Here is a 16,533-nt window from a genome sequence, read left to right as displayed (position 1 = left end):
ACCGTCAGCCCGTACAAACAATCCGTACGGGTGCGCGCACTGTTCAGCGTAGTCACGGAGAGCGACCATGGTGTCATGAATGGCACGACTCATCCCCCGTATCTCCGCGAGCGGTTCTACCGCCGCGACCGCCGATCCGTCCCCGCTGCCAGGGAGTTCGCCGCGCAGGCGCTCGTGGACTGGGGGATCGGGGACCGGGTCGAGGATGTGTTGCTCTGTGTGAGCGAGTTGGCCACGAATGCGCTGCTGCACGGGGTGCCGCCGGGGCGGGGCTTCAAGCTCTTCCTGTTACGGGACGGAGTCGCCGGGCCCCTCCGCATCGAGGTGCACGACAGCGGTGAGGGACACCCGCGGATTCCGGACACGGCGGCGGGGGGCGAGGGCGGGCGCGGGCTGATGCTCGTCGAGGCGCTGGCGGACAAGTGGGGCGTGGGCGAGCGCGACCCGGGCAAGGTGGTCTGGTGCGAGTTCGGGTGAACGCAGTGTGTGGCGTCCCACGGGCGCTGCTAGCAGAATGCTGGCAATGCGACTACTCTTGTTGCATGGCGACTCTCTATGTGCGCGACCTCTCCGAGGATGCGCTGGCAGAGCTGAAGATGCGAGCTGCGCGCAACAAGCAGTCCCTGCAGGCCTACGCCAGAGCGCTTCTCGAAGAGGAGGCGGCCACCCCGGCCATCGAGGACGTCATCGCCCGGATTCGCGAGCGCGTCACCGCGCATCTGGCGACCGATGACGTACTGGCGGACATCGCGGCAGGAAGGCGCCGCGAGTGATCGTTGTCGATGCCGGTGCGCTGGTTCTGCTGGTGGCCGATGCGGGGCCGGTGGGAGAGGCGCTGCGCGAGCGTGCCATGGGGGAGCGGCTCGCCGCCCCCCACTTGCTCGATGTCGAGGTCGCCTCGGCCCTGCTGGGGCGGCGCCGTGGTGGCAAACTGACGGCCAGTCAACTCGACTCTGCATGGGAGGCGTTCACGGCGCTGCCCATCAGGCGCATGGAGCATCCGCCCGTACTGCCCAGGGTGCGGGAGCTGTTCGCGAACCTGTCCGCCTACGACGCCACCTATGTCGCTCTGGCCGAGGGGTTCGAGGTGCCCCTCGTCACGAGCGACGCCAGGATCGCCGGATCCGGACGGCCCCGCTGCAAGATCGAAGTCTTCAACGAGCAATCACTGGGCCGGTAGCGGACCACGCCGGAAGGGGCCGGTGACGCGGCGTATGCGGCGTCACCGGCCCCTTCCGCCGTACGGGTACGTGTCAGAGCCGCTCGGGCGTGCGGATGCCGAGCAGCGCCATGCCCTGGTGGAGCGTGCGGGCCGTGAGGTCGCACAGGAAGAGCCGGTTCTCCACCGTCTCGGCCGTCTCGGCCTTCAGGACCGGGCACTGGTCGTAGAAGGTCGTGAACTGCGAGGCGAGCTGGTAGAGATACGCGGCCAGCTTGTGCGGCTCGTAGGTCTCGGCGGCGCCCGCCAGCATGTCGGCGAAGTCGTCGAGGTGCAGGCCGAGCGCCCGCTCGGCGGGCGCCAGCGGCAGCTCCGGGTGCGCGGCCGGCCGGGCGTCCCCCGCCTTGCGGAGGATCGAGCGGATCCGGGCGTAGGCGTACTGGAGGTAGACGCTGGTGTCGCCGTTGAGCGAGACCATCCGGTCCAGGTCGAAGACGTAGTCCCGGGTCATCGAGTTGGACAGGTCCGCGTACTTCACGGCGCCGATGCCCACCTGGGACGCCCGCTCGGCGATCTCCGCCTCGGTGAGGTCCTGGGCCTTCTCCCGTACGACCGCGGCGGCCCGGTCGGTCGCCTCGTCCAGCAGGTCGACCAGCCGGACCGTCTCGCCCTCACGGGTCTTGAACGGCTTGCCGTCCTTGCCGAGCACCGTGCCGAACTGCAGGTGCGTGGCGGTGACCTCGTCGGTGAGCCAGCCGGCCCTGCGGGCGGTCTCGAAGACCATCCGGAAGTGCAGCGCCTGCCGGGCGTCCACGACGTAGAGGAGGGTGTCGGCCTTGAGCACGCTCGTCCGGTCGCGGATCGCGGCGAGGTCGGTCGCCGCGTAGCCGAAGCCGCCGTCCGCCTTCTGCACGATGAGCGGGACGGGCGAGCCGTCCTGTCCCTTGATGTCGTCGAAGAAGACGCAGAGCGCGCCCTGGGAGCGGACGGCGACGCCCGACTCCTCGAGGAGCTTGCAGGTCTCGACGAGCAGGTCGTTGTAGGCGCTCTCGCCGACGATGTCCGGGTCCCGGATCTCGACGTCCAGCTTGGCGTAGACACCCTGGAAGTAGATCTTCGACTCGTCGACGATCTTGTGCCAGAGGTCGAGGGTCTCCTCGTCGCCGGCCTGGAGGTCGACGACCCGGCGCCGGGCCCGCGTCTTGAACTCCTCGTCGGCGTCGAAGAGGGCGCGCGAGGCCTTGTAGAGCCGGTTGAGGCGGGCCATGGCGGCCTCGCCCTCGCCGTCGCCCTGCGCGGCGTCCGACGCGTGGTCCAGCTCGTGCGGGTGCTCGACCAGATACTGGATGAGCATGCCGAACTGGGTGCCCCAGTCGCCGATGTGGTGCCGCCGGACCACCGTCTCGCCCCGGTGCTCCAGGATCTGCACGAGCGCGTCGCCGATCACCGTGGAGCGGAGGTGGCCGACGTGCATCTCCTTGGCCACGTTGGGCTGCGAGTAGTCGATCACCGTCGTGCCGGGGTGCTCCGCGTACGGGACGCCGAGCCGGTCGTCCGCGGCCCGCGCGGCGAGCGTCGAGGTGATCGCGGAGTCGGTGACGGTGATGTTGAGGAACCCCGGCCCCGAGACCTCGACCTCCGCCAGGACGTCATCGGTCGGCAGGCCGCCCGCGACCTTCCCGGCCAGCTCCCGCGGATTGCTCTTCAGCTTCTTGGCGAGGCCCAGCACGCCGTTGGCCTGGAAGTCCGCCCGGTCGCTGCGTCGCAGCAGCGGGTCGGCGGTGCCGGCCTCCGGCAGAGCAGCCGAGAGGGCGTCCGCGACGCGCTGGTGGACCGTGGCGGCGAGGGAAGGGACCGAGGCCATGGATGCGTACCGTTCCGTTGGGGTGGAAGGGGATTCAGGCCAGTATCCCATGGCGCCGCCACCGAATTTCGGTCTGGGACAATGGGGACGCCAGGCTGTCGGAGAGAGATCAAGAGAATCAAGAAGGAAGTGCCGAACGTGGCTCAGAGCACTGAGACCGACTGGGTCTCCAGGTTTGCCGACGAGGTCATTGCCGAGGCGGAGCGCCGCGCGCCCGGCAAACCCATCGTCTGCGCCTCGGGCCTCAGCCCGTCCGGGCCGATCCACCTCGGCAACCTCCGCGAAGTCATGACCCCGCACCTGGTCGCCGACGAGATCAGGCGCCGCGGCCACGAGTGCGTACACCTTCTGTCGTGGGACGACTACGACCGGTTCCGCAAGGTCCCCGCGGGCGTCGACCCGTCCTGGAACGAGCACATCGGCAAGCCGCTGACGGCCGTCCCGGCCCCGCCCGGCAGCGCCCACGCGAACTGGGCGGAGCACTTCAAGGCGCCGATGATCGAGGCGCTGCGGCAGCTCGGGATCGAATTCCGCGGCGTCAGCCAGACCGAGCAGTACACCTCCGGCGTCTACCGCGAGCAGATCCTCTTCGCGATGCGCGAGCGGCAGCGGATCGACGCGATCCTCGACCGCTACCGCACGAAGGACAAGGACAAGGACGCCGACAAGGGCGGGGACGCCAAGAAGAAGGCGCAGCCCAAGCAGCAGCAGAAGGGCAAGCTGGACGAGGCCGACACCGCTGCCGCCGAGGCCGCGGCCGAGGGCTCGGGTGCGGCGGGCGAGGACGACGGCACGGCGGCCGCGGGCTACTTCCCGTACAAGCCGTACTGCACCGTCTGCGAGCGCGACCTGACGACCGTCACGGCCTACGACGACGAGACGACCGAGCTGTCCTACACCTGCGCGTGCGGGCACAGCGAGACCGTCCGGCTCTCCGAGCACAACCGCGGCAAGCTGGTCTGGAAGGTCGACTGGCCCATGCGCTGGGCGTACGAAGGCGTGATCTTCGAGCCGTCCGGCGTCGACCACACCTCGCCGGGCTCGTCGTTCGTCGTCGGCGGGCAGATCGTCAAGGAGATCTTCGGGGGCGAGCAGCCCATCGGTCCGATGTACGCCTTCGTCGGCATCAGCGGCATGGCCAAGATGTCCAGCTCCAAGGGCGGGGTCCCGACCCCGGCCGAGGCGCTGGAGATCATGGAGGCGCCGCTGCTGCGCTGGCTGTACGCGCGCCGCAAGCCCAACCAGTCCTTCAAGATCGCCTTCGACCAGGAGATCCAGCGGCTCTACGACGAGTGGGACGCCCTGGAGCGGAAGGTCGCGGACGGTGCGGTGCAGCCGGCGGACGCGGCCGCGCACAGCAGGGCGGTACGCACCGCGGCGGGCGAACTGCCGCGCACACCGCGCCCGTTGCCGTACCGGACACTCGCCTCGGTCGTGGACATCACCACCGGGCACGACGAGCAGACGCTGCGGATCCTGCGCGACCTCGACCCGGAGAACCCGGTCACCTCGCTGGAGGAGACGCGGCCCCGGCTCGACAGGGCGGAGCGGTGGATCACCACCCAGGTCCCCGTGGAGCAGCGCACGCGGGTCAGGGAAGAGCCGGACACCGAGGCGCTGGCCGAACTCGGCGACACCGAGCGGGAGTCGCTGCGGCTGCTCCTCGACGGGCTGGACGAGCACTGGTCGCTGGACGGCCTGACGACGCTCGTCTACGGCGTTCCGAAGATCCAGGCGGGACTGGAGCCCGACGCCAAGCCGACGCCGGAACTGAAGGTCGCGCAGCGGTCCTTCTTCGCCCTGCTCTACCAGCTCCTGGTGGGTCGGGACACCGGGCCGCGGCTGCCCACGCTGCTGCTGGCGGTCGGGGCGGACCGGGTCCGCAAGCTGCTGGGGGCCTGAGCGCTGTTGGCGATGTGCCCGTGGGCCTCGGACGGGAGTCCGGGGACCACGGGCATCCGTATTTTCGGGTCCGGTGGCCGGGACGGGCGGTCGGATGAGTGGTCCCGCCGGTCGTGGGGCGGAGGGGCCAGGCGCTTCGGGGACGGAAGCGGGAGCGGATGGGCCGACCGGTCTCGGGGCGGTTGTGGGAGGGATCGGCCAGGCGGTTGCGGGGCGGTTGTGGGAGCGGATGGGCGGCCGGACTTCAGCCGGCCATGCCCATCTCGGCGTTGTAGCGGTCCCTGAACTCCCGCATGTACGCGCGCAGATAGCTCTCGCTGAGCAGGCTGCCGTCGCTGTTGGTGACGCCGAAGCGGTCGTTGAGCGCGCGGGAGAGCTGACGGGCGGTGGGGCGGCTGCCCTGCTCCGCTATGAACCCGCGGTACGCCTCGAAGTACACCTCCTCGCGCGGCACGCCGTCCGGCAGGCCGACGGGGTCGTCGCCCGCCTCCGGAGCCGGATAGTCATCGGCCGTACGGGCGGGAGCGGGCGCGGGAGCGGGCTCGACGAAGAGCTGCTCCTGCGGGTCGATCCCGTTGGTACGGGGCGAGGGCACGAACGGGGAGTTGCCGGGCGCCTGGGCCTGGCCGAGGCTGCGGTAGCGGCCCGGGCCGACGGGCACCGTGACGTGTGAGGGCTCCGCCTCGGCCGCGGGGGAGGCGGCGGGGGAGGCAGCGGGCTGCGGTTGGTCGGCCGGGGGTTGTTGCTCGGGTTGGGGCTGCGGCTGCTGAGGCCGGCCCTGTTGCGCCGACTGCGACTGCGACTGCGGCTCCTGCCACTGCTGTGGCTGGGGCAGTTGGGACTGCTGCGGGCCGGTCCGGTCCTGCGGCTGCGCCTCGGCGGCCGTCGGCCAGGCGCCATCCCTCCCGTACGCCGTACCCGCGGGGATCTCGCCGGCGTACGCGCTCCCGTACGCCGCCCGCGCATACGTCTCGGCCTCCGTCCCGGACCCGGACCCGGCCCCGGCGGAACCGTCGAGGCCCGGCGCCGCGGCAGCCGGGTCCCCGGCTGCCAGTGACCGGCGCTCCGCCGTCCCCGAGGCGAGCCCGGACGACCGGTCGCCGGGCGCGGCGCGGCCCGCGGTGACGACCGGCGGGTCGATACCGGCAGCGGCCAGGCCCGCCGGGCCGGTCTCGGCGAGCGGGATGCCGTATCGCGCGAGCTTGAGCGGCATCAGGGACTCCACGGGCGCCTTGCGGCGCCAGGCGCGGCCGTAGCGGGCGCGCAGGCGGGCCTGGTAGACGAGGCGGTCCTGTTCGAGCCGGATGACCTCGTCGTAACTGCGCAGCTCCCACAGCTTCATGCGGCGCCAGAGCCGGAAGGTGGAGGGGAAGGCGAGCAGCCAGCGGGCGATGCGGACCGACTCCATGTGCCGGTCGGCGGTGATGTCGGCGATGCGGCCGATCGCGTGCCGGGCCGCTTCGACGGCGACGACGAACAGGATGGGGATCACCGCGTGCATGCCGACGCCGAGCGGGTCGGGCCACGCCGCGGCGCCGTTGAAGGCGATGGTTGCGGCGGTCAGCAGCCAGGCGGTCTGGCGCAGCAGCGGGAACGGGATGCGGATCCAGGTCAGCAGCAGGTCGAGCGCGAGCAGGACGACGATCCCGGCGTCGATGCCGATGGGGAAGACGACGGCGAAGGCGCCGAATCCTTTTCGCTCGGCCAGGTCGCGCACGGCCGCGTACGAACCGGCGAAGCCGATCCCCGCGATCACGAGCGCGCCGGCGACGACGACGCCGACGAGTATGCGGTGTGTGCGTGTCAGCTTCATCGCGTTCGGCGCGGCCATCCCGCGGTCCCCTCCAACAGCCTTCGGCATCCGGCGCCGCACAGCCTGGCACACGCGCGGACGCGGCGGTGCCCGGGTCCGCGGGGGACCCGGGCACGGTGCTGCCGTTTCTGCTGTTTCGCGGCTTACGTCTTTCCGGCTCGGATCTCTCCGGCCCGTACGTCTTTCCGGCCGAGGTCTTCCGGTTCGTGTCGTCCCGGCGTTCGCGCGGCCGGCGCTGCCACGGGCGTGCAGGGGAGGCACGGCGGGAACGGCGGCACGTAACTCCCCGCGCGCATCCGCTCCCTGGCGCGCCCGCCCCTCACCCGCCCGCGTACGGGCCCGGTGGCCCGGTGGGGGCGCCGCCGGCTACTTGCTGGTGTCCTCGACCGCCTTGACGGTCTCCTTGGCCGCGCGCACCGCGTCCTTGACCATGTCGTCGGCCTTGGGCGTCTTGGCGTCCTCGTAGCCCGTGCCGTTGTAGTTGACGGTGATGACGACATTGGCCGTGCGGACGACGACGGCCTGGTTCCGGAAGTCCTCGCGGTCCTTCTTCAGGTCGTAGCCGATGGTCGTGGCCTGGTCGCCGACTCCGGCCGCCGTGCCCGTCTTCAGCTTCTTGGCGTCCTTGACCGACTTGACGGCCGCGACCTGCTTGGTGAAGTAGTCACCGGCGCGCTTGGAGCCGCTGCCCAGGGCCGTGTCGGAGGCGAAGCGCTGCAAGGAGACGTCCAGCCAGCGGTACTGGAAGCCGTCGAGGCCGTTCCAGGAGCAGGAGCTGCGGGATTCGAGATCGGCCGACTTGCCCTCCGCGCCCGACTTGTTCTTCGCCTTCGGCACCAGATCCTTCACGGTCTTCTTGCCGAGGACGCCGCAGGGGCGGGGCAGCTTCGCGTACTTGGCGGGCGCGACGGTGGGGCCGGCCTTCGCCGACTTCGAGGCCTCGCCGCCCGAGGCCGGTTCCTTGCTGTCGTCGGAGCCGAGCGAGCAGCCGGCTACGAACATCACCGGTACGACGGCTGCGCACGCGAGGAGGCGGGCGAGTCTCGGGGTGGGTCGCTGGGCTGTGGTGTGCATGGTTCCTTCGCTCTTCTGTCGGCGGCAGTCGTCGATGTGGTCGTCGATGTCGTCCAGGTCGTCCCTGGGGCGGCCGGTCATGCCGCGCCCCTTTCGCCCGACAGGCTATTCGTCGAAGCGGCCGACGAGCTCCTCGGCGAGACGCAGGGCCTTGTTCTGGAGATCCGGACTCTCCGGTACGGCGGAGGGGACGGAGGACCAATGGTCGTACTCGACCGTGACGATGACGTTCGAGGCCCGGAAGACGAGGGTGACGTCCCTGTGGACGCCCGAACCGGCCTTGACCAGCCGGTCGTCGAGGTACGCGACGTCGGCGAGGTCGTCGAGCGGGCGGGGCGCGGTGGCGGGATCCGCGCTCGCGTCGCCGGGGGACGGGGAGCCGCCGGAGGGGGAGCCTCCGGGGGCCTTGTCGCCGTTCTTGTTGTCTTTCTCACTCTTGTCCGCCTTGTTGGCGGCGGACTCCGAAGCGGACGCGGTCGCGGAGCCCGGCGACTGCGCATCGCCGTCCTCATCACCCTTGGATGTACCGCTTCCTCCGGTTTCGGTGGATTCCTGGCCGGTGTCGCTTTTTTCGCCTTCGCCGGATTCTTCGCTCGCGTCGCTCTCCGGGCTGCCCTCGCTCTCGTCCACCTCGGGAGCGACGGCGGGGATGTCGGCGGCCGTGGCCTTCTTGTCGTAGAGCACCTGCGCACGGTCGTCGTCGCTGACGGCCGGGTCGTAGGAGACGACGCGCTCGAAGTCGATGTTCAGGTGGCGGGTGCCGTCCGGGGACTGGGCCTGCCAGCGGCAGCCCACGCGCCGGTCCGTGTCGTAGGTGAGCGCGGCCTCGCCCTCGTACGCCTTGTCCCGCTCCGCGTCGGCGAGGCTGTCCAGGCCCGGGAGCAGGGCGCGGAGCGTGCCGCGCTCGACCGAACTGCAGGGCTCCTCGAGGGTGCGGTACTTGCCGGGCTCGGCCTCGGGCGCCGTGGCGGCGGGGTCGCCCGGCTTGGCGTCGTCCGTGCCGCCGCCGTCGGAACCGTCGGTGCAGCCCGCCAGGCCCGCGGCCAGTCCTGCCGCGAGGAGCGCGGCGGCCAGGGCGGTGCCCGGTGCGTACGGCCTTCGCTGCAAGGTGGCCGGCTCCCTTCGGACGAAAACGTGTTGCCGCCGGTCGGCGGACGCTGGAGACAATGTCTATCGCACGCACCGCCGCGCCTGCCGGTTCCTTGCCGAGAACCTGGCGGTAAGTCCGGCTTTTGCGGTTTCTGTCTTTCGGGGGAATTGAGGACGTCATGACGTACACCGAAGTGCCCGGTGCCCGGGTGCCGATCCGGATGTGGGCCGATCCGGCGACCGTCGAGGGCGGAGCGATGCAGCAGCTCCACAACGTGGCGACGCTGCCGTGGATCAAGGGCCTGGCCGTGATGCCGGACGTGCACTACGGCAAGGGAGCCACCGTCGGCTCGGTGATCGCCATGCACGGTGCGGTCTGCCCGGCGGCGGTGGGCGTCGACATCGGCTGCGGGATGAGCGCGGTCAAGACCTCGCTCACCGCGAACGACCTGCCCGGCGACCTGTCCCGGCTGCGCTCGCAGATCGAGCAGGCGATTCCGGTCGGACGCGGGATGCACGACGATCCCGTGGACCCGGGGCGGCTGCACGGATTCCCGACCTCCGGATGGGACGACTTCTGGTCGCGGTTCGACGGTGTCGCGGACGCGGTCAAGTTCCGCCAGGAACGGGCCACGAAGCAGATGGGCTCGCTCGGCAGCGGCAACCACTTCGTGGAGTTCTGCCTCGACGAGTCCGGCTCGGTCTGGCTGATGCTGCACTCCGGGTCGCGGAACATCGGCAAGGAACTGGCCGACCACCACATCGGCGAGGCCCAGAAGCTGCCCCACAACCAGGGCTTGGTCGACCGCGACCTGGCGGTGTTCGTCGCTGACACCCCGCAGATGGCGGCGTACCGGAACGACCTGTTCTGGGCGCAGGAGTACGCCAAGTACAACCGCGCGATCATGATGGGGCTCTTCCAGGACGTCGTCCGCAAGGAGTTCAAGAAGGCCAGGCCGACCTTCGAACCGGTCATCTCCTGCCACCACAACTACGTGGCGGAGGAGCGGTACGAGGGCATGGACCTGCTGGTGACGCGCAAGGGCGCGATCCGCGCGGGCAGCGGCGACTACGGCATCATCCCGGGGTCGATGGGCACGGGGTCGTACATCGTGCGCGGGCTCGGGAACGCGGCGTCGTTCAACTCCGCCTCGCACGGCGCGGGCCGCAAGATGAGCCGGAACGCGGCGAAGAAGCGCTTCACGACGCGGGACCTGGAGGACCAGACCCGTGGGGTGGAGTGCCGCAAGGACGCGGGCGTGGTGGACGAGATCCCGGGCGCGTACAAGCCGATCGAGAAGGTGATGGACCAGCAGCGCGACCTGGTGGAGGTCGTCGCGAAGCTGAAGCAGGTCGTGTGTGTGAAGGGCTGAGTGCTCAGCGCACCACGTGATCGACGGGGCCCTGGACATTTGGTCCGGGGCTTCGCGTCCAGGGAGAGCGGCGCCCGGTGACTTCTCCCCGCACCACCGAACGGTCGTCGAGCTTTGCGGCGACTTTGGTGCTCACCTCGGAGTCCACCGAGATGTCCCAGTCGATCTGATCTGCCGCGTCGGCGTCGGCCTGCCGCGTCGGCCTCGGCCCGGACCTGCTGCGGCAGGCGTTCCCAGGTGCAGCCGACGGACCAACGCCGGTGCCGTCCCCCATGGACGGCTTTCCCTGGGCCGAACCGTTCGGGCCGAACTGTTCGGGCCGAACTGTTTGGGCGAACCGTACGGGCCGAACTGTTTGGGCGAACCGTACGGGCAGGTCATGCCACTGCGCCCCGGTCCGCACCCGGTGCAGAACCCCGTCGATCACTTGCCGGTGGTCATGCCACCGGCCACCACGCCCATTGCTCACCGGTCACCACGCCCGTTGCTCACCGGTCACCACGCCCATTGCTCACCGGCAGGAACGGCCGTTGCTCACCGGCAGGAACGGCCGCAGCCGTTCCCACTCGGCATCGCTCGGATCACCCCGCCCCATGCCCGGAACAACGCCCCGGACACAGCGCGTCACATGATCGGCCGGACAGTTCCTAGAAGCTCTTCGCTTCCGTATCGATGCCCGGGAACTTCTTGGCGCCCGTCAGAACCGGAAGCGCAGACTGGTCATTCTTCAGCGTGTACGCGTAGAACGCGCGCAGGTAAGTGACCGCGAGGCCCCGCTGCTGCTTCGCGCTCGGCCGGCCGGCCGTGTTCGGGCAGGTGGTGTCGTCACCGTCCGTGGGTCCCGGCCCCTTGGTCCACTCGGAGTTGTAGTAGTTGTGGTTCCCCTTCACCACACGCAGCCGAAAGCCCCTCGCACCCGCGTGGCCGCGAGCGTCGTCGAAGTACCTCTCGCCACCGAGCGACCAGCACCCGGCGGAGATCACCGCGAGCGGTGTCTTCGTCACCAGCGTGTCGTAGAAGTCGCTCGGTCTGGGTGACGCGAGTGAGACCACGCCGCGGATCCGTACACCGGTGGGCAGCTCCTCGCGGTTGGCGTGGGCAGCCTGGTACATGACGCCCTCGCCGCCCACGGAATGTCCCATTGTGCCGACCCGGCTCAGATCGAGACGGTTCCTCAGGTCCACCGTCGTCGGACGACCGGTTCGCGCGTCGGTGAAGCGGCCGGCGAGCGGGCCGCCACCGGTCGTGGTGAACTGCTTCAGCAGTTTCAGGTGCCGGTTGACCAGGCGGGCGCGCTGCGGGGCGACGCCCATGTAGTGGTTGACACCGTTTGCGCTCGGCGACACCACCACGAAGCCGTCCCGGGCCAATGCGTTGGCGAGGTAGTCGTAGCCCCGGTTGCTGGGGTAGGGAGCGACGCCAGGCGGGCAGGGCCAGTCCTCCGCGTCGGCGGAGTGGCAGGCGCCTTGCTGACCATGCAGCAGCACGATCACCGGCAGCTTGCGGGTGATCTTGCGCGGGTAGTGGATCACAGCCCGGATCTCGGCCTTTCCCTCCCACTCCGGCGCGTCGGTGAATGCGGTGTCACCCAGGTTGTACTCAACGACGCCGATCGTGTCGGCGGCCTCGGCCTGTCCGGCAGGGCTGACCGTCATCAGGGCGACAGCGGCGGCGAACGCGAGCCCGGCTGCGCCGAGTCGGGAACCTATTCGATGGAGAACAACGAATCTCTTCGTCACGCGAGTCATGGTGGGGAACGCTAGAGAACGAATATATGGATCGTGTCAGGAAATTCTCCCAACCACCTCGTCAGTCCGGGCCGTTGGCCTGACGAAGCGGTCATGTCCCTGGTGGAAGGACCTTGAGCCGAAGAACGTCTCCGCCTGAGCTTCATGTGCCTGTTCGCCCGTCGGCCATCGACGTGCCCGTCTCCGCTCTCGGAACAATGCACTGCAGAAGGCGCAGGCCGTTACCCATGTCGAGGTCGAGGTCGAGGGCGATGTCGGTGTCGGCGCAACTGCCGATGTCCGGGGCGTTGTTCGGGGCATGGGGCGGGGTGATCCGAGCGATGCCGAGTGGGAACGGGCTGCGGGCGTTGCGGCCGGTGAGCAACGGGAGTTGTGGGCGGTGGTGTGACCACCGGCAAGTGATCGACGGCATTCCGCACCGGGTGCGGGACGGGGTGCAGTGGCGTGACCTCACCGAACGGTTCGGCCCGAACGGTTCGGCCCATGAAAACCGTCCATGAACGACACCGGCGTTGGTCCGCCGACGGCACCTGTGAACGACACCGGCGTTGGTCCGCCGACGGCACCTGTGAACGACTGCCGCAGCAGGTCCGGGCCGAGGAGGACGCGGCATGTGAGGCCGACGCGGCAGCTCAGATCGACTGGGACATCTCGGTGGACTTCACGATCGTGCGCGGCCATCAGCACGCGGCCAGTGCCCGCTGCCGGCCACTGCTTCAAAGGGGCCCAAGCTCCAGAACAGCAGGACGAGACGCTCTGGCAGAGCCTTCACGACCTGCGGGCGGCGGGTGGGTGGTGTGGTGTGGGAGGTGAGTCGGGGCCGCTCGCGTGGCGGGTTCATCACCAAGCTCCACCTGAGCGCCGACGGCCGCTGCCGCAGCTGTCCCTGGGGCGCTGTCGCCGCTCTGGCCGGGAAGGCCTCCGCCACAGTCGGCGATAGCGTGGAGTTGCGACGCAAGTGATGAGGAGGGCGCGTGCGACTCGCGCTGGACAAACTGTTCGCTGACGTCTCCGCAGAGCAGGTCGATGAAGCTCGTGGCTTCTACGAATTGAGGGCGGCAGGCCGTGGCCCGAGCACACTGGAGGAGCTGAACGAGGCGCGAGCGAGGAGGTCCGTTCCTTGTGCCGCCGATCCTCCTGCCATCGAAGAGACGATCACAGCTGCGGAAGCGCCCGTCCCCATCAGGATCTTCACTCCTGTCGACGGTCCGCCGCGGGGCGTCTACCTGGACATACACGGCGGCGGCTTCTACATGGACTCCGCAGCGCGAGGAGACAAACGCAACCGCGAGCTCGCAGACGCCCTGCAACTCGCCGTTGTCAGCGTCGACTACCGGCTGGCCCCTGAGCACCCCTGGCCGGCGGCAACCGATGACTGTGAAACCGCAGCACTCTGGCTCGTCGAAGAAGCCGATGCCCGCTTCGGAACGTCTCGACTTGCCATCGGCGGGACCTCCGCGGGAGCCACACTCGCCCTGGCGACCCTGCTCCGGCTGAGGGACAGAGGTGCCGTTGGCCGATTCACCGGCGCTGCGCTCCAGTTCGGCACCTACGACTTGAGCGCACGAACCCCGGCCGGTCGCCGCATCGCGGACGAGTACTTCATCCAGGCGTACGCCGGCCATGCGGAAGACCTCACTGTTCCCGATATCTCTCCGATCTACGGCGTCCTTCGAGGGCTTCCCCCAACGCTGCTGATCGTCGGAAGCGCAGACGTGTTGCTGGAGGACAACCTGGCGCTGGCAGGCCGGTTGTCAGCGGCCGGCAACGATATCGAGGTCCGGGTCTACCCCGAGTCACCCCACGGCTTCACGGGCCACCCCACGGCAATGGCCAGGACGGCACTCAGCGGGGTCGACTCCTGGCTGCGCGACCGGATTACGCAAGCGTAGGGGCCTGCGACCGGCGCCTTGACCCACCTGTGATCGTTGCGGTCCATCGGATCGGCCGCCCCGGTGGAGGCTCCCACTGGGACACGGCAACCCGGTTCGTTCCGAGCCGTGTTCGCATCTTGCCCCGGCCTGCGGTCCGGGGCACCGGTGCGCGACGCGTCACGTCGCAAGCCGCACGCACCAAGCCGCACGTACCAAGCCGCAAGCCGCACGTACCAAGCCGCAAGCCGCACGGCGTACTCGGGTCCGGTGCGGGCCCGCCGCGGAGGCTCAACGCGGGGATCAAGCCGATGGCAGGCGCCACTGGCCCGTGTGACCGGGTGGGAGCGCGAGATCCCGTCGGACCGCCCCGTAGTACCCCTCGCGCGCGGCACGCTGCTTGAGCAGCAAGTCCGACCATGCCCCCGGGTCCTGGGTCCGGTGGCGCAAAAACGCTTCCATCTCCATCACCACGACCACCCATGCCCGTGCCTTCTCGACCACGTCGGCCGTACCGAGCATCAGCAACGCCTCACCGGAAGGATCCCGGCCCTCGGCAGCCGCGGCCAGTTGAGGCGCTCCTTCCTCGGGCGACAAGGGGTGCGGATGGGGATCGTTGCCGAGGTGGGCGGCTATCCGGTACGTCAGGGTGACGCTCTTCTTCAGCGACCTGGCGTAGTCGGAGTAGATCGAGAGGCGTCGTTCGTCCCAGCGAGCCGCTTCCTCGCGCCGGAAGCGGGCCCGGTCTCCCCGGGTGATCGCCAGGTACGAGCCGGCGGCGCCGACGATCACGCCGAGCAGGGCGGGGAGTTGCTGTATGAACTCGGACACGCCGACACGCTATCTGCCGTACGGACAAATCGAGTTGGGCCGGGGCCGTAGCCCGCAGAGGGACCCGCACCCGCGCCCGCATCCCGGGCCGTAGCCCGGACTGCACCCGTACCCCGCGCCGCACGCCCCGAGCCTGCACCCCCGGGCCCGCATCCCGCGACGGCACCCGCATCCCGTATCCCCGCGCCCCGGGTACGTGCCCTGGGCCCGCATCCCGCCCGCATACCGGGCCGTAGCCCGCGACGGCTCCTGCATCCCGCGCGGCACGCCCCCGGGCCCGCATCCCGCGACGGCACCCGCATCCCGTATCCCCGCGCCCCGGGTACACGCCCCGGGCCCGCGTCCCCGCCTGCACCCCGCGCCCGCGACACGTTCGACACCCCGCGCCCGCACTCAGACCCGCTGAGGAGCGCGGGTTGGGAGGCTTCCACGGGCGGCGAGCACGGCGTGGGCACTGTCCCCGGCGGGGGCGTGGCACTGTCCGGAGGGACGTGGGAACTGCCCCGGAGTTGGGCACCGTCCACGTGCCCCTCCGACGCTCCCCGCGCCCCGACGCTCCCCGACGTGCCTCGCGCCCCGGTGGGCCCGGTGGCCCGCCAGGCTGTCAGCTCTCGCGGTGGACCTTGGAGTTGGACGCCTGCGCGCGGGGGCGCACCACCAGGAGGTCGATGTTGACGTGCGGCGGGCGTGTCACGGCCCAGTTGACCGTGTCCGCCACGTCTTCGGCCGTCAGCGGTTCGGCCACGCCCGCGTAGACCGCTGCGGCCTTGTCCGTGTCGCCCCGGAAGCGGGTCGTGGCGAACTCGTCCGTCTTCACCATGCCGGGTGCGATCTCGATGATCCGCACGGGCTGCCCGCACAGTTCGAGGCGGAGTGTCTCCGCGATGACGTGGGCGCCGTGCTTGGCGGCCACGTAGCCACCGCCGCCCTCGTACGTCGCCAGGCCCGCGGTGGAGGAGAGGACGACGACGGTGCCGTCGCCCGAGGCCGTCAGGGCGGGCAGCAGGGCCTGCGTGATGTTGAGCACCCCGAGGACGTTGACCTCGTACATCGTGCGCCAGTCCGCCGGGTCCGAGGAGGCAACGGGCTCCGCGCCCAGGGCGCCGCCCGCGTTGTTCACCAGGACCTGCACCGGACCCTGGCCGTCGAGGAACGCGGCGAACGCGTCGACCGCCGCCCGGTCGGTCACGTCCAGCACGTACGGAACCGCCTCGTGCCCCGCCTCGGCCAGCTCGGCGGCGAGTGCCTCGATGCGCTCCTTGCGGCGGGCGGTGAGGACGACGCGATAACCGGACGTCGCGAGACTGCGTGCGGTCGCTGCGCCGATGCCGCTACTGGCACCGGTGATGACGGCGGTGGGGGTGGTGGACATGGAGCCTCCTGGTGCACGTCGTTCTCGATACGCAGGATAGTTCGAATCAGCGGCCCCTCGGTGCGTACATGATCACGGCGACGCCGACCAGGCAGATCAGTGCCCCGGCCACGTCGTAGCGATCCGGGCGGTAGCCGTCCGCGACGACGCCCCAGGCGAGCGACCCGGCCACGAACACCCCGCCGTACGCAGCCAGGATCCGGCCGAACTGCGCATCCGGCTGGAGCGTGGCGACGAATCCGTACGCGCCCAGGGCGATGACGCCCGCGCCGATCCAGGCCCAGCCCCGGTGTTCGCGCACGCCCTGCCAGACCAACCAGGCGCCGCCGATCTCCAGGAGGGCCGCGAGGACGAAGAGGGACACGGAGCGCGCGATGAGCATGAGGGCAAGCCTATGGACCGGCGGACAGGGCCCCGGGCCTTGTCCGCCGGGCCTG

Annotated in this window: 15 protein-coding genes and 1 pseudogene; 6 read left to right on the top strand and 10 right to left on the bottom strand. The window is 70.2% G+C overall.

All coding sequences use genetic code 11. The features are described from left to right. The first annotated feature begins 75 nt into the window (after nucleotides 1-75). The 3 genes from ACGFNH_RS23825 to ACGFNH_RS23815 all read left to right on the top strand — a co-directional run bounded on the left by ACGFNH_RS23825 (nucleotide 76) and on the right by ACGFNH_RS23815 (nucleotide 1,180). Nucleotides 76-477, top strand: a complete 402-nt coding sequence (locus ACGFNH_RS23825) for an ATP-binding protein (RefSeq protein WP_393656811.1) — start codon at nucleotides 76-78, stop codon at nucleotides 475-477. Nucleotides 478-542: 65 nt separating this feature from the next. Then, a complete protein-coding gene (locus ACGFNH_RS23820) occupies nucleotides 543-773 on the top strand; it encodes an antitoxin (RefSeq protein ID WP_393656809.1) in 231 nt (76 codons plus the stop codon). After that, nucleotides 770-1,180 (top strand): type II toxin-antitoxin system VapC family toxin, encoded by a 411-nt coding sequence (locus ACGFNH_RS23815; protein WP_393656807.1) that lies wholly within the window; start codon nucleotides 770-772, stop codon nucleotides 1,178-1,180. Before ACGFNH_RS23820 ends, ACGFNH_RS23815 begins: the two co-directional genes overlap by 4 nt. Before the next feature lie 73 nt (nucleotides 1,181-1,253). Here ACGFNH_RS23815 and argS read toward each other — a convergent pair whose 3' ends face one another. Next, nucleotides 1,254-3,023, bottom strand: a complete 1,770-nt coding sequence (gene argS / locus ACGFNH_RS23810) for an arginine--tRNA ligase (RefSeq protein WP_393656805.1) — start codon at nucleotides 3,021-3,023, stop codon at nucleotides 1,254-1,256. Nucleotides 3,024-3,104: 81 nt separating this feature from the next. Here argS and lysS point away from each other — a divergent pair, with 81 nt between their 5' ends. Then, the gene (lysS, locus tag ACGFNH_RS23805; RefSeq protein ID WP_393656803.1) at nucleotides 3,105-4,925 is read left to right on the top strand and encodes a lysine--tRNA ligase; all 1,821 of its coding nucleotides are present in this window, start codon (nucleotides 3,105-3,107) and stop codon (nucleotides 4,923-4,925) included. Nucleotides 4,926-5,169: 244 nt separating this feature from the next. Here the strand turns inward: lysS and ACGFNH_RS23800 are convergent, their stop codons facing one another. The 3 genes from ACGFNH_RS23800 to ACGFNH_RS23790 form a co-directional block, all read right to left on the bottom strand. Then, nucleotides 5,170-6,756, bottom strand: a complete 1,587-nt coding sequence (locus ACGFNH_RS23800) for a DUF2637 domain-containing protein (RefSeq protein ID WP_393656801.1) — start codon at nucleotides 6,754-6,756, stop codon at nucleotides 5,170-5,172. A gap of 348 nt (nucleotides 6,757-7,104) precedes the next feature. Next, nucleotides 7,105-7,893 (bottom strand): DUF3558 domain-containing protein, encoded by a 789-nt coding sequence (locus ACGFNH_RS23795; RefSeq protein ID WP_393656799.1) that lies wholly within the window; start codon nucleotides 7,891-7,893, stop codon nucleotides 7,105-7,107. Nucleotides 7,894-7,917: 24 nt separating this feature from the next. Next, complete coding sequence (locus ACGFNH_RS23790; RefSeq protein WP_393656798.1) at nucleotides 7,918-8,919, bottom strand: hypothetical protein; 1,002 nt, start codon at nucleotides 8,917-8,919, stop codon at nucleotides 7,918-7,920. A gap of 161 nt (nucleotides 8,920-9,080) precedes the next feature. On the opposite strand from ACGFNH_RS23790, the gene ACGFNH_RS23785 reads away from it, so the two are divergent. After that, complete coding sequence (locus tag ACGFNH_RS23785) at nucleotides 9,081-10,274, top strand: RtcB family protein (protein WP_393656796.1); 1,194 nt, start codon at nucleotides 9,081-9,083, stop codon at nucleotides 10,272-10,274. A 367-nt stretch (nucleotides 10,275-10,641) separates the two neighbouring features. Here the strand turns inward: ACGFNH_RS23785 and ACGFNH_RS23780 are convergent. The 3 genes and pseudogenes from ACGFNH_RS23780 to ACGFNH_RS23770 all read right to left on the bottom strand — a co-directional run. Further along, nucleotides 10,642-10,743, bottom strand: a pseudogene (locus tag ACGFNH_RS23780) (transposase); the annotation flags it as partial. Between the two features lie 178 nt (nucleotides 10,744-10,921). Continuing rightward, a complete protein-coding gene (locus tag ACGFNH_RS23775) occupies nucleotides 10,922-12,013 on the bottom strand; it encodes a hypothetical protein (RefSeq protein ID WP_393656794.1) in 1,092 nt (363 codons plus the stop codon). A gap of 151 nt (nucleotides 12,014-12,164) precedes the next feature. Beyond that, nucleotides 12,165-12,434: a hypothetical protein gene (locus tag ACGFNH_RS23770; RefSeq protein WP_393656792.1), complete on the bottom strand. Its 270-nt coding sequence runs from the start codon at nucleotides 12,432-12,434 to the stop codon at nucleotides 12,165-12,167. Between the two features lie 562 nt (nucleotides 12,435-12,996). Here ACGFNH_RS23770 and ACGFNH_RS23765 point away from each other — a divergent pair. Then, nucleotides 12,997-13,914, top strand: coding sequence for an alpha/beta hydrolase (locus ACGFNH_RS23765; protein WP_393656790.1), 918 nt, complete (start codon nucleotides 12,997-12,999; stop codon nucleotides 13,912-13,914). Between the two features lie 282 nt (nucleotides 13,915-14,196). Here ACGFNH_RS23765 and ACGFNH_RS23760 read toward each other — a convergent pair whose 3' ends face one another. From ACGFNH_RS23760 to ACGFNH_RS23750, 3 genes are all read right to left on the bottom strand, one after another. After that, nucleotides 14,197-14,724 (bottom strand): hypothetical protein, encoded by a 528-nt coding sequence (locus tag ACGFNH_RS23760; RefSeq protein ID WP_393656788.1) that lies wholly within the window; start codon nucleotides 14,722-14,724, stop codon nucleotides 14,197-14,199. Between the two features lie 604 nt (nucleotides 14,725-15,328). Then, complete coding sequence (locus tag ACGFNH_RS23755) at nucleotides 15,329-16,096, bottom strand: SDR family oxidoreductase (RefSeq protein ID WP_393656786.1); 768 nt, start codon at nucleotides 16,094-16,096, stop codon at nucleotides 15,329-15,331. 46 nt (nucleotides 16,097-16,142) lie between these two features. Further along, on the bottom strand, nucleotides 16,143-16,478 hold the full coding sequence (locus ACGFNH_RS23750) for a YnfA family protein (RefSeq protein ID WP_393656784.1): 336 nt from the start codon (nucleotides 16,476-16,478) through the stop codon (nucleotides 16,143-16,145). Nucleotides 16,479-16,533 lie beyond the last annotated feature (55 nt).

Source organism: Streptomyces sp. NPDC048639 (assembly GCF_043199075.1).
Classification (GTDB): domain Bacteria; phylum Actinomycetota; class Actinomycetes; order Streptomycetales; family Streptomycetaceae; genus Streptomyces.
Note: the sequence above shows the minus strand (reverse complement) of the source record. Positions and strands in the feature narration are given on the sequence as shown.

Bases quoted from the DNA above. Each gene is read 5' to 3' on its own strand.
- ACGFNH_RS23825 (WP_393656811.1), top strand. From the start codon at position 76: ATGAATGGCACGACTCATCCCCCGTATCTCCGCGAGCGGTTCTACCGC.
- ACGFNH_RS23820 (WP_393656809.1), top strand. From the start codon at position 543: ATGGCGACTCTCTATGTGCGCGACCTCTCCGAGGATGCGCTGGCAGAG.
- argS (WP_393656805.1), bottom strand. From the start codon at position 3,023: ATGGCCTCGGTCCCTTCCCTCGCCGCCACGGTCCACCAGCGCGTCGCG.
- lysS (WP_393656803.1), top strand. From the start codon at position 3,105: ATGGGGACGCCAGGCTGTCGGAGAGAGATCAAGAGAATCAAGAAGGAA.
- ACGFNH_RS23800 (WP_393656801.1), bottom strand. From the start codon at position 6,756: ATGGCCGCGCCGAACGCGATGAAGCTGACACGCACACACCGCATACTC.
- ACGFNH_RS23795 (WP_393656799.1), bottom strand. From the start codon at position 7,893: ATGACCGGCCGCCCCAGGGACGACCTGGACGACATCGACGACCACATC.
- ACGFNH_RS23785 (WP_393656796.1), top strand. From the start codon at position 9,081: ATGACGTACACCGAAGTGCCCGGTGCCCGGGTGCCGATCCGGATGTGG.
- ACGFNH_RS23770 (WP_393656792.1), bottom strand. From the start codon at position 12,434: ATGCCGTCGATCACTTGCCGGTGGTCACACCACCGCCCACAACTCCCG.
- ACGFNH_RS23755 (WP_393656786.1), bottom strand. From the start codon at position 16,096: ATGTCCACCACCCCCACCGCCGTCATCACCGGTGCCAGTAGCGGCATC.
- ACGFNH_RS23750 (WP_393656784.1), bottom strand. From the start codon at position 16,478: ATGCTCATCGCGCGCTCCGTGTCCCTCTTCGTCCTCGCGGCCCTCCTG.